General features: G+C 40.5%; 5 protein-coding genes. All 5 read right to left on the bottom strand.

The window, feature by feature from the left end:
• Positions 1-55: 55 nt before the first annotated feature.
• Complete coding sequence (locus tag O3643_RS06635; RefSeq protein ID WP_371500708.1) at positions 56-6,892, bottom strand: SpGH101 family endo-alpha-N-acetylgalactosaminidase; 6,837 nt, start codon at positions 6,890-6,892, stop codon at positions 56-58.
• Between the two features lie 325 nt (positions 6,893-7,217).
• Positions 7,218-9,500: a DNA translocase FtsK gene (locus O3643_RS06630; protein WP_371500761.1), complete on the bottom strand. Its 2,283-nt coding sequence runs from the start codon at positions 9,498-9,500 to the stop codon at positions 7,218-7,220.
• 141 nt (positions 9,501-9,641) lie between these two features.
• Positions 9,642-11,597, bottom strand: coding sequence for a fructose-specific PTS transporter subunit EIIC (locus O3643_RS06625; RefSeq protein WP_371500706.1), 1,956 nt, complete (start codon positions 11,595-11,597; stop codon positions 9,642-9,644).
• Complete coding sequence (gene pfkB / locus O3643_RS06620; protein ID WP_371500704.1) at positions 11,594-12,505, bottom strand: 1-phosphofructokinase; 912 nt, start codon at positions 12,503-12,505, stop codon at positions 11,594-11,596. The genes O3643_RS06625 and pfkB overlap by 4 nt, the downstream gene beginning before the upstream one ends.
• A complete protein-coding gene (locus tag O3643_RS06615; protein WP_371500702.1) occupies positions 12,502-13,242 on the bottom strand; it encodes a DeoR/GlpR family DNA-binding transcription regulator in 741 nt (246 codons plus the stop codon). The genes pfkB and O3643_RS06615 overlap by 4 nt, the downstream gene beginning before the upstream one ends.
• Positions 13,243-13,390 lie beyond the last annotated feature (148 nt).

Raw genomic sequence — 13,390 nt, 5'->3', positions numbered from 1 at the left:
TCCATTACAATAAGTTAGGAGTTTGAGTTTTCATAGTATAAAACTCTATTATATTTTAATCTTCTTTTCTTTTTTGAAGAAATAGAGCAGACATTGCTAATGTAAGACCAGCTATGAAGAGGTGTTCAGTTGTGCCTTCACCTGTTTCAGGAAGTTTTGACTGATCTGCTTCTTTTTGTGCTGCTTGCATAGCAGGTGTTGGTGTAAGAGCTGGTTTCTGATCAAGTTTTTCTGCAACTGGACTTGTCTGATTGTCTCCTGCACCTAATGTTTCTTTATACTCAGGAACATCATTCTTAGCTGCTTCAACCCAATTAACGCCACCCTTGAATTCTGGGAGCTCATTCTTGTCCGCTTCAACCCAATTAACGCCACCCTTGAACTCTGGAACCTCATTCTTAGCAGCTTCAACCCAATTAACGCCACCCTTGAACTCTGGAATGTCATAAACAGCCGCTTCTGCTGCATTAACGCCACCTGTAAATCCAGGGATTTCATGAACAGCTGCTTCTGCTGCATTAACTCCACCTGTAAATTCAGGAATTTCAACTACTGGTGGTTGCTGATCTCCCTTACTTGAAAGGACTTCAGGTTCCGGAGTTGGTTTCGGATCCGGAGTTGGTTCTGGATCCGGAGTTGGTTCTGGATCTGGAGTTGGCTCTGGATCTGGAGTCGGCTCTGGATCTGGAGTTGGCTCTGGATCTGGAGTTGGTTTTGGATCCGGGGTTGGCTCTGGATCTGGAGTTGGCTCTGGATCTGGAGTTGGTTTTGGATCTGGGGTTGGTTCTGGATCTGGAGTTGGTTCTGGATCTGGAGTTGGTTTCGGATCTGGAGTTGGCTCTGGATCTGGAGTTGGCTCTGGATCTGGAGTTGGTTTCGGATCTGGAGTTGGCTCTGGATCTGGAGTTGGTTCTGGATCTGGGGTTGGTTTCGGATCTGGAGTTGGCTCTGCAGTTTCTTTAATTTCTTTCAAGCCTTCTACCAATTTATTAAGTCCGTTTGGAGTTAATAAGTTATGTTCTGCAAGGCCATTCTTGTAAGCTTCAACAGCCGCCAAGTATTCTTTCGCATCTTGACGATCAATCTTACGAACACGTTCTACTTCAGCATTGTATGCAGCTTCATCTAATGGTTTATCCTCTTCAACTGGAAGAACGAAGCGTAATTCCGCTGCTGAAATATGTCCAGGATCACCGTATGTTTCGTTACCAGTAAAGATTGCTTTCTTCACTTTGATTGGAGCATCGAAGTTAATCACTTTTGTTTTCGCATTATTTTCCCATCCAGTAAAGCTAAAGTTATGTTCTTGTCCTTTTTCATCAATCACTGTAAGGCTACCGCTCATCACACGTCCATTTGGACCTGAAGGGCGAGGAACATATTCAAAGCGAGTTGATTCCATCGGATTATTGAACTCTACTGTTAATGGTTTTCCTAAGCTATTCACTCCATAAGGTGTATGCCATAAAGTATTTGTATTTCCATCAAATGCATACCATACATTATCTGCTTCTTCATAAGGAGCATCAAGATCATGAATATCGTCCCAATCTGGAGCGCTACGTTTCACCGCAAGTTTTTCTTTAGCTTCGTTAACGCGTTCTACAAGAGCTTTAGCGTCATCCACACTAATATCATCGTCTGCTTCTAATAAAGCTGCTACAGCGTCTTTATATGCATTTAATGAATCTTGTTTGTAGTTGCCATTTACGATTGGAGTATTCTTTTCGTATGCTTCATCGATGATCATCTTACCAGTTAACTTAATTTCTTCAATTTCAAGGTTATCTAACATAAAGTCTTTATAACCTTTGAAGTTGATTTCGTTGTTATCTGTAGCTCCTTTAGTATCGGCACCACGCGCATTTGAGTAAATACCAATCCAAGTGTTTCCACCTTTTTCACCAGTAACATAGAAGCTTACTTTCTTAGGAGTTGATGAATTTTCCCAAGTGTTTTCTAAGTCGTATTTCGTTAATTTACTACGACGAGAATTTTCGCCATTACCGATAACGAATGAGTATGCTCCATTTGAACCTGCTTCATACTCGAAGGTTACTTTATAAGTCTTACCTTCTTCGAAGCGGAAGTTTTGTGGAATTGTTTGGTAAACGAGTTTGTCATAACCTGATAAACCGTTCGTCTTCAATGACCAATTGCCTTCGATGACATCGTTTACTTTCTTACCATTCCATCCACGTTGAGTATATGGTTCGTGTTTCTCAGATAAGTGAGTACGGTTATCTTGTACGCCTTCAACATCGCCGACTACGAATGGGAAGATACCTTGAGGCACTTCTTCAAAGTCTTGTTTGAATTTACTATTTCCTGTATCGTGTTTTTCGTTGTACATTACAGATTGATTTTCAAATACACGAATTTCATCGAAGTAAGTTGCTGCTGCATCCGCATCACGTCCAAGTTCTAATGTCACATTAGAAACATCTTCGCCTGTTGTGAAGTATACATACATGTTTTGGAAGTAACTTGTATTATCCACAGTTGCGTTCTTCGAAAGTGTGTTATGCGCATGTGCTTGTACATAGTTCTTCGCGATTGATTTGTTAGTGTAGTTAGAAATCACTTTGTCGCCTACACGGATTGTGATATCTGCACGTGCATCACTTCGGTTATCTACACCTACATAAACAGCATATCTTGTATTTGGTTTCAAGTCTGTTAAGCGTTGTTTCAATGTCACACGTTCAGCGTTTCCTTGAATACGTAACATTTCGTTAGCCCCTTGAGATTTCACGATTTCAGCGTGTTCGCTGTCACCAGTTTTTTCCCAATGATCTAATGTTCCGCTGTTAAAACCTTGGTCATAGATGTGTAGACCTTCACTCCAAACCATTGTCTTCTTGCCTTGAGGAGCTTTGTAAAGTACATATGGTTGGTTCGCATCTCCCGTAATTTGAATCTTACGGTCTGCGCCGACTGTTAATTCTACAACATCTTTCTTACCTTGGTCTGTTAAACGGTAAAGGTATACTTTATCTCCAGTCCAATCTTCTGGAAGAGTCCATTCAGTTGTTCCACCTTCAGTTGTGTAGAAGTACATCTTTTCTTTGTCGCCTGTTAAAGCTTTACCATTTTCATCCCAGTTCCATGGTACTAAGTAGCTTCTACCATTTTCGATAACACGACCGTTTAATGTTGTGACACGTTTACGGTAATCTGGGCTATTAGGGTCGTTTGATTGACGAACAATTTTCACTTCGTCCCCATTGTCATTTGTTAAATGTACTTCCATCTCTGGAGTCCACTTGTAGTTTTGACCGTTGTCGCTCATCGCAACTGGGTCACCGTTCACCCATTTAGAAACTTTGTAGTGTTGGAAGAACTTCGTCATGATGTTGTTTTCGAAGAGGTTACGAATATATCCTTCGTAGTCGCTTCGACCTTGCCATCCTTCGAAGTCTTTCATGTTATATCCACCAAGTAATGGATAGTTAGCGGCACCACCGTAGCTTGGATAGTCACCCACCCATGAATCTTTTTGGTGGTTACGAATGAATCGAGTGATGTTTGAGTTAATACCCTTCAGTGAATATCCACCGTAAGTTAAGTCAGCTGCCCAGTGTTGGAATGTTGAGTCATATTCCGCACCGAAGCCCCACTCGATAGCCATACGCCAGCCTTGAGAGTTTAATTCTTTAGCAAGTACGTGAGTTGGCCAAGCAGTGTTATCTCCTGATTGTCCGTTACCCCAAACGTCCACATAGATGAAGTCTAAGTCAGCACCTAGTTTTTCTCTTAACTCTTTCCAACGATCCAAACGTCCATGAGCTAAGTCATATTCTGCATCGATGTTGATACCTTGGTCTAACCAGTTCCAACCGTACATATATGTTCCGTCAGAGTTTCTACGTAAAATAGCTTCACTGAAGTATTTAGATTCAGGATATGTTTCAGAAGCATTAACGTGAATACCGATTTTAGCTCCATATTCTTTTGATCTTGCTAATAATTTCTTGAAGTCTTCAACGCCACCGATTCTCTTACCGATATCCGCATAGTTTAAGTGACCTGAGTCGTGACCTTCACTACCATACCCTTTAAGTAGGATTGATTGGCCTAAACCATCTGTGTGTAAGTTAATCTTCTTAATACCATCTAATGTCATTAAGAATGGGTTTTGCGCTTGAGATGCGAAGTTCATCGCAATACGATACGCTACTAAATCTGGAACAGATTCTGCCCCTTTAGGATTGTTCATGATATTACGATATGCAATCGCACCATCTTGCCAGTCTACCACATTATCTTTGTTTAAGTCTTTTGTAATGACTACTTTAGAACTTGGTAATTCTAATGTGTATTCTGGGAATACTAAGTTCTTATAAGCACGTTGGTACCAGTAAGGTGAGCTTTGAATACCTAAGTAGTTTACGCCTTCAACACGTTCTAACGCTGTTGTTAAACGTGCAAAGTCATTTCCTCTATAAGTAAATTGAGAGTTACTCCAAACAGATGCTGCTAATTCATTAGAAGAAACAAATCCATACATGAAGCCGTAAGTATATTCATTCATCTTGCCTTTTTTCAAGTCTAAATGATAGTCTCCACGGTTATGTGTGTTTGTAGACATTTGAGCTCCGTCGAATTTTGCACCTTGTTTGTTAGAACCAACAGAAACAAGTGTGTTTCCTGGGAATTCAATGGTTTGGATTAATTTGCGAACATTGTCGACTGGTTTACCCATTTCGACATTGTTTTTGTTCACTACTTTTGTCACATCGAAGTGCATTTCGTTGCCGACTAATTGTAATTTTACAGTGATTTCAGCGTTGATGAATTCATCATCGTTTCTTACTTTCATTACATATTCTGCAGTAGTGTCATCAATCTTACGGTATTGAACTTCTGGAGTGACTAATACACCGTTGATTGACATTTTATCTAATTTTTGAACTTGACCTGTTAACGTTTTTCCATCTAATTCATATTCTTTAACACGTGGAAACGCTGTGTCGATAATCGCTTTTAATTGTTCTGATTGTAAAGTTTCATAGTGAACATCTTGGTCATTGCGACGTAACCCATCATCCACAGCAGGAGTTTCTTCTTCAGGTTTGATGTTATCTTGGTTATCCGCTTTGATCGATACAGAAGATAATTCTGTACCGTAAGTACCAGCTTTGAGGTAAACTTTATTCACATCCGCTAAAGCGTTCTTGACAACTTCTGGAACAACTTCTGTGCTAAATAAATTTTGTCCATTATTTGTAGCATTTAATTGACCGTCTTTTTTGTAAACGATAGATAGGTGGTTTTCTTCACCTACATTTGGTGCTTCTACACGAGTCTTACTATACCAAGTGTTTACATTTGGTCCTTTGTATTGCCAGAACCAACCGCCCTTGTCATACCCAACAAAGATGTTATTGTCATTATCTTTATATTTTAGATATACCCCAAAACGTGTTTCAGCTGGAGGAGTGTTTGCCTTGAACGTTAAGTCAACGCTTACATTTCCTTCCGCATCCGCCTGTAATCCAGCTTTTTCAAATAAAGCTTCGTTTGCTCCATTGTCGTTAGCTGTTGTTGAAGTTAATTTGTTGTAGCGTACTCCGCCTTCTTCAACGACTTCAACATTCCCTTTCACACGGCTTACTGAGTCCCACTCTTTTTTCACTTCGGCAGTAGCGTCGCTAGTTTCTCCCGTTGCTGCTTCAGCTGGTTTATTTTCTGAAGGTTTATTCTCAGCTGGTTTGTTTTCAACTGGTTTTTCTTCCTGAGGTTTGTCCTCTTTTGGTTTTTCTTCTTTATCTTCAACTTGTTTATCAAGTGCATCTAGACCCGCTGGTTTAGTTGTTTCAATACCTTTGATATAGTTTTGAATCCACTCTAATTGAGCAGGTGAGAAAAGAATACCACCACTACGTTTACCAGATACACCATTTTGGTGAATACCAATTAATTTTCCATTTTCATCAAAGATTCCGCCACCACTGGCACCAGGTTCACTTCCTTGGTAACTAATTCCACGAACGCCCTCTCCATGGTCATTAATATCTTCGACAGTGGTATTAAGGATTGGATCAAGCTCTCCTTTTGGATAGCCAAATACATGTACCTTATCTCCTGTCTTGATAGTTGATGGTTTATCCGCAACTTCAACTGGAGCATTTGCAAGTGGACTGCGAAGTTTGACAATGGCTAAGTCATTTTTATAACCTTTTAGGAAGCCTTCACGGTCCCAGTGTTTTACATCATTTTTACTAAACTTAACGTCTGGTGCACCTTCATAAGAAACCGTATACACATCTTTATCACTTTCGATGTTGTCTGCTACCTTACGATTATTGCCATCCGGAACATCCTTGATAAAGTTATGAGATACTGATAAGACAAGATTTTCTCCGATAACAACCCCACTACCAATACCAGCTTCGCTCTTAATTTCAACAGTCGCACCGTAGTTCAATTCACCGTTTTTTGTTTTAGCAACATCTTCTGGAACTAAACTTTTATCTTCTTTTGCTAAATCATCTTTTGAAGCAGAATGTCCACTATCTTCAGCCTTATCGAGTTTTTCACGCAAATCTTTTGGAAGTTCATTTTCGGTTGTTTCAGTTGCAGATGGTGCTACCGCTTCTTTTTCTTTCGCAAGTATTTCTTCCTCAGTTTTTGGTCCCTCAGTAACTTCAGGAGAACCTTGATCTTCCCCAGGTTTTGGCGCTTCAAAATCATGTCCATTATCATTTTTTGCATTTGCCAGAGCTGCTGCTAAATCAGCTGGCATATTTGCAGTAGAACCAGTTTGTGCTGTATCTGCCAAAACAGTGCTTGTTCCAAAGAATGTTGCACCAATGACAACAGAAGCAACACCTAATGAAAATTTCCGAATACTATATTTACAACGTTTTTCAAATAACCTTTTATCCATTATATTTTTCCTTCCTGCTTAAAAAGTAAGCGTTTGCATTTCATCTTAAAAAAATAACCCCCTTCATTATTTTCGCTTATTTTTTAAACATATAAATATTTCTTATACCATTTTAATATATCAAAAACCGGTTTAAAAATCAATACTATATTAGTTAAAATTAGTAAAAGTAAAATCTAAATTCCGAACCAGACTGAAAGTCTTTTTACTACAAGAACACCTATAATTATAGGCATAAAAAAGAAATCACCTTCGAAAAATTAGAGTAGGTTATCCCCATTTTCGAAAGGTAATTTCTTGAATTTTTATTCTATTTTCAAACAATTTATTGTTGTAAGACTTTTCGAGGTTTTGTCCCTTCAGCAGGACCAATAACTCCAGCCATCTCTAATTCTTCCATCAATCGAGTGGCTCGATTAAATCCAACCGAAAGACGGCGCTGAATCATGGATGCACTTGCTTTTTGAGTTTCAATAACCAAAGCCTTGGCTTCTTCGAAAAGTGGATCTCCAGCATCATCGCTAGAACCAAATTCACCTTCTGACTCAGATACTTCTCCTGGGTCAAAGCTTTCATCATAATCAGCATCAGCTTGAGCCTTAATGAAGTTTACGATACGTTCAACATCATCATCTGAAATAAAGGAGCCTTGGAGACGAACAGGATGGTTTTCATCAATTGGTTTAAAGAGCATATCCCCTCGACCAAGCAATTTCTCCGCACCATTTTCATCCAAAATCGTACGTGAATCCGTTCCAGAAGATACAGCAAAGGCTACACGTGAAGGCACATTTGCCTTAATCAAACCAGAGATAACATCCACTGAAGGACGCTGGGTTGCAAGAATCATGTGAATACCAGCTGCACGCGCCTTCTGTCCAAGTCGGATAATGGCATCTTCTACTTCCTTGCTAGCAACCATCATGAGGTCAGCCAACTCATCCACAATCACGACGATTAAAGGTAGAGGTACTTGTTTGTACTCTGATTGAGCGTTAAACTCGTCGACCTTAGCATTGAAACCAGCAATATTTCGAACTCCGACTTTGGCGAAAAGTTCGTAGCGGTTTTCCATCTCATCAACGACTTTTTGAAGGGCCTTGCTTGCCTTACGAGGGTTGGTCACAACTGGAATCAAGAGATGAGGGATATCGTTGTATACTGAAAGTTCAACCATCTTAGGGTCCACCATCATAAACTTAACCTGATCAGGGCGGGCCTTCATCAAAATACTTGCGATGATTCCATTAACTGCAACGGATTTACCAGAACCTGTAGAACCGGCCACTAGCAAGTGAGGCATTTTTGCCAAATCAAAACTACGAGCTGTTCCGTTAACGGCCTTCCCGAGAGGGATTTCTAGAAGATTTTCAGGCTTAGTCTGAGACTGTTCCCAAAGCTCACGGAAGGATACCGTTGCAATTTCCGAGTTAGGAACTTCGATACCTACCAAGGATTTCCCAGGAATCGGTGCTTCGATACGGACATCTTTAGCAGCCAAGGCCAGAGCTAAATCGTCTGCTAGGTTTGAAATACGGTTGACACGGACACCAACTGCAGGTTTAACCTCATACTTGGTCACCGACGGACCGATTTCTGCTCTTTCTACAGTCACTTTAATACCAAAACTTGCGAAGGTCTCTTCCAAAATTTTAATATTTTCTCGAACGATTTTCTTTTCTTTAGACTGGTCTTTTGGTTTGTCTGGCGCAAAGAGTTGCAAGCTTGGGAGCTTATACTCCAAAGCCTTTTTAGCAGAAAAATCTACTTCAACCTCCTCGTCATCATCATCTTCAGAGAAAACTTCTTCCTCTGGATAGTCTCCTTCTTCAGGGTAATCAAAATCAGCTTGTGGGAGAATAATCTCAGGTTCTACCCATTCCTCCTCTGGAAGTGGAGGAAATTCTTGCAGTGGTTGGTCTGATAAGATTTCTCCAGTTTCCATATCTACAGGCTGCATGTCAAGCAAAGCCTGCTCTTCTCTTTCTTTTTCAAGTCTTGCTTGCTCTTCAGCTTCTCTTCGTGCCTTTTCCTCTTCACGCTTGATAAAGCGCTCTTGTTTTTTCTGTTCACGGCGCTCCATCCAGATAGCAAATCGAGCTGAAAGAAAATCAGCAATATCATAGATAGACCATGGACTCATTAAAAGAGCTCCGATTAGGATTAAGATTGCCCCTATGAAATAGGTACCGATGTTTGAAAACAAAAAGGCTATCGGAATGTAGAGACCACTCCCAATCACACCTCCGCCTGCAAAGCTGGTCACTTGAAAGCTAGTTAAATCCTTAAAGATTTGTCCAATCGTTCCTTGAAAAACAGCATTTGCCATGCTAAGCTTCCAGACAAGATAAGCTTGAAAGATGAGGAGCAAGCCTGCAAAAATAAAGAAGAAACCTGCTAGCAAGCCTTCTTGTTTATGAATCCATTTAAAGAAGAATAGATAAATCAAGAGAGAGAAAATAGCTAAATATGCTAAACTCCCTACGAGTAAGCGAATCAGGTTATAAACAGTGATTCCTACAGCTCCCCATTTAAGAGCAGCAAAAATTAAACAGATAGCCAAAGCTAAGGAAATCAACATTCGTTGAATCGCTTGTTTTCTTTCCAATTCTGCTTTAGACGGTCTGCGTCTTGTTTTAGTTGTATTCTTGTTTGCCATGCTTCTATTATATCATATTTCAGAAACTTTTCGAGAGGTTAAAAAAATGACTGCCCACTTTCGTGCACAGTCATTTGAATGTGTTTGTGATTATTTTTCTAATGGTTTACGAAGGTAACCGTAAACTACACCACTGACAATTGCTCCTACCAAGACAAAGACAAGGTAAAGAAGAGCATTTGAAGTAAGGGCGATAACGAAGATTCCTCCGTGAGGAGCCATGAGTTTGATATTTGCAAGACCAACGAGTCCACCTGCTACTGCTGAACCAAGGATGAAGCTTGGGATTGCACGAGCTGGGTCTGCTGCACCAAATGGAATTGCACCTTCAGTGATGAATGACAAGCCCATAACGATGTTCGTCAAACCAGAGTTACGTTCTTCTTTGGTAAATTTATTCTTGAAGAGAAGTGTTGCCACAAAAATTGCAAGCGGTGGAACCATTCCTCCAGCCATAACTGCTGCCATGGCTACTGAACCACCTGTTGCAACTGTTGCTGCAAGAGTACCAGTACCAAAGACGTAGGCTGCTTTATTGACAGGGCCGCCCATATCGACAGCCATCATTCCTCCAAGAACGACTCCAAGAAGGACAGCTGATCCACCTTCAAGACCACCAAGGAAGTTATTCATACCAGTATTGATTGCGGCCATTGGGATATTAACAGCTAGCATGACAAAACCTGTCAAGATTGTTCCAAAAAGTGGCAAGAGAAGGATTGATTTAGCGCCTTCAAGTGAGCGAGGAACCTTCACGTATTTCTTAACCAAGAGCACCAAGGCACCTGCGATAAATCCACCTACGAGGGCTCCAAGGAAACCTGATGATACCCCTGCAAGGGCTGAAGTTGCTTCACCACCCTGAGCATAAGGGATTTTACCAAAGGCATAACCTTCTTTAGCGATAGCACCAGCTACGAAACCGGCTACCAAACCTGGTTTTTCAGCGATTGAGTAAGCAACATATCCTGCAAATACTGGAAGCATTAAACCAAAGGCAGAACCACCAATTTTCATGAACATAGAAGCTAGCTCATGGTAAGAACCAAGATTTCCAAGGCTCTCATTTGGAACCCCCAAAGCACCATCAATCAAGAAGGCGAGGGCAATCATGATACCACCACCAATAACGAATGGCAACATTTGTGATACACCACTCATCAAGTGTTTGTAGAAGGCACCACCTAGACTTTGTTTTTCATTAGATGCTGTTGAAGCTTGCGCTCCATTAGCAGCACGATAGACTTCAGTATTCCCTGAAAGAGCCAAGTTGATCAATTCTTCTGTCTTACGAATACCATCTGCAACCGGACGGTTTACCAATGGTTTACCATCGAAACGATCCATCTCAACTGCTTTATCTGCAGCAATGATAACAGCTTTGGCATTGCGGATATCTTCTGCTGTTAATTTGTTGCCTACACCACTTGCACCGTTAGTTTCAACCTTGATACCAACACCCATTTCCGCAGCCACTTTTTGAAGAGCTTCTTGGGCCATGTATGTGTGGGCAATTCCTGTTGTACAAGCTGTAACTGCTACGATAAAGTCACCAGATTCATTTACAGGAGCTTGAACTGGTTCTTGAGCTTTTTCTGAAGCTTGGTCAAAGAGTTCAATGACTTGATCCGCTGATGTTACTTGACGAAGTTTATCAGCAAATCCGTCTTTCATCAAATATTGTGACAATTCTGCCAAGGCAGCCAAGTGAGTATCATTGGCACCTTCTGGAGCAGCAATCATAAAGAAGAGGTCAGTTGCTCGTCCATCTAAGCTCTCGTAGTCAACACCCTTGTTTGACTTAGCAAAGAGAACAGTCGCTTCCTTAACAGCAGCATTTTTGCTGTGTGGCATAGCGATACCGTCGCCCAAGCCTGTAGAAGTCAAAGCTTCACGCGCTAAGATTCCTTCTTTAAAGGTTTCAAAATCTGTCACGTATCCGTGTTCAACCAAGCTATGAATCATTTCTTCGATAGCTGCTGTTTTTTCAGTTGCTTGCAAATCAAGCAACATCACATCTTTTCTCAATAAATCTTGAATTTTCATCTTTTTTCTACCTCAACTTTTTCATAAGTTTCTTTAATAAATGCTGCAGTTGCTAAATCATCTGAAAATGTAGTTGCTGTTCCACAAGCCACACCCCATTTGAAGGCTTCTACTGCGTCTTTTGATTTGACAAACTCACCAGTAAATCCAGCAACCATAGAGTCACCAGCACCCACTGAGTTTTTAACGGTTCCCTTAATCGGTTTAGCAAAGTATGCTCCATCTGATGTTACCAGAAGGGCACCATCACCAGCCATAGAGATAATAACGTTTTGAGCACCCTTAGCCAATAACTCTCGAGCGTATTTCTCTATCTCATCTAAGTTTTCGAGTTTCACTCCAAAGATAGCTCCCAGTTCATGATTATTTGGTTTGACTAAAAGTGGTTGATAATCCAAACTATCAATTAAGGTCTGACCTTCAAAGTCACAGACTACTTGAGCGCCTGTCTGACGCGTCAAAGCAATTAATTCTTTGTAAATTACATTACCCAAGTTTTTAGCACTCGAACCCGCAAAGACAACTGTATCTTCTGCTGTCAGACTTGAAAGAATGGCTTTTAACTCTTCAAGTTGTTCGGGCTCAACATTAGGACCTGTCCCATTGATTTCAGTTTCTTGGTCTGCTTTGATTTTGACATTGATACGCGTATCTTCTGCCACTTGGACAAATTGCGTTTCAATTTGTTCTTCAGCTAAAGTATCTGTGATAAATTTTCCAGTAAAGCCTCCGATGAAACCTGTCGCTGTATTTGGAATATCCAAACGCTTCAAGACACGGCTAACATTGATACCTTTACCGCCAGCAAACTTATCATCACTATCCATACGATTAACACTACCAACTTCCACTTTGTCCAAACGGACAATGTAGTCTATAGATGGATTGAGTGTGACTGTATAAATCATACTTCTATTACCTCCGTTTTCTCTTTGATAGCTGACAAGAGCTCGTGACCCTTGCTTGTAATGACAATAGCACGTTTTATAGGAGCTACCTTAGCGAAACAAGACTGACCAATCTTGGATGAATCTGCCAAGACATAGGTCTGTTTAGCATTCTCTAAAATAGCTCGCTTGACAGCGCCCTCCTCCATATCCGGAGTGGTAAAGTAACCTTCATCCACACCGTTCATTCCAATAAAGGCACGGTCAAAGTGCAGTTGGTTAATCTGATTGAGAGCTACTCCTCCAATACTGGCATCAGTTGTCATCTTGACTCCACCACCAATAATGACTGTTGGGATTTGCTTATCCACTAATTGAACCGCATGGTGAATAGAATTGGTTACCACTGTAATGTCTTTTCGCTCCAATTCTTTAATGAGAAAGGCTGTCGTACTTCCTGCATCCACAAAGATAACATCTTTTTCTTTGATGAGAGAAGATGCTCTTTGAGCAATCAACTTTTTCTCTTGAAGGTTTTTGACAGATTTTTCTTGAATGGTTTCTTCTTCTTGCAAGGAGTGAGGCAACTCTGCTCCTCCATGCACTCGACGAAGTTTATTTTCAGACTCCAATTCATCTAAATCACGTCTAACTGTTGATTCTGAAGTATCTAACAAGCCTACCAATTTCTCTAGAGAGACGATTTTATGCTTACTCAATTCTTCTAAAATCAACTGTTTTCGTTCACTTTTTAGCATTAGTTTACCTCCTGTTAACGATTACATTATTCATTCTATCATAAAAAAAATCAAAGTCAAGCATTTTTTATCACTTTCTTTCATTTTCTATCACCAACTCCTTAATTTTAAATAAATTTGCAAGAAAGAAGGCTTTATGGTAGACTAG

The organism is Streptococcus sp. 20925_1_44 (genome assembly GCF_041432435.1).
Lineage (GTDB): Bacteria > Bacillota > Bacilli > Lactobacillales > Streptococcaceae > Streptococcus > Streptococcus infantis.
This window is presented reverse-complemented; position numbering and strand designations above follow the sequence as displayed.

What these genes read in the sequence shown, in the direction of transcription:
- O3643_RS06615 (WP_371500702.1), bottom strand. Translation starts at nt 13,242, where the DNA reads ATGCTAAAAAGTGAACGAAAACAGTTGATTTTAGAAGAATTGAGTAAG.
- O3643_RS06625 (WP_371500706.1), bottom strand. Translation starts at nt 11,597, where the DNA reads ATGAAAATTCAAGATTTATTGAGAAAAGATGTGATGTTGCTTGATTTG.
- pfkB (WP_371500704.1), bottom strand. Translation starts at nt 12,505, where the DNA reads ATGATTTATACAGTCACACTCAATCCATCTATAGACTACATTGTCCGT.
- O3643_RS06635 (WP_371500708.1), bottom strand. Translation starts at nt 6,892, where the DNA reads ATGGATAAAAGGTTATTTGAAAAACGTTGTAAATATAGTATTCGGAAA.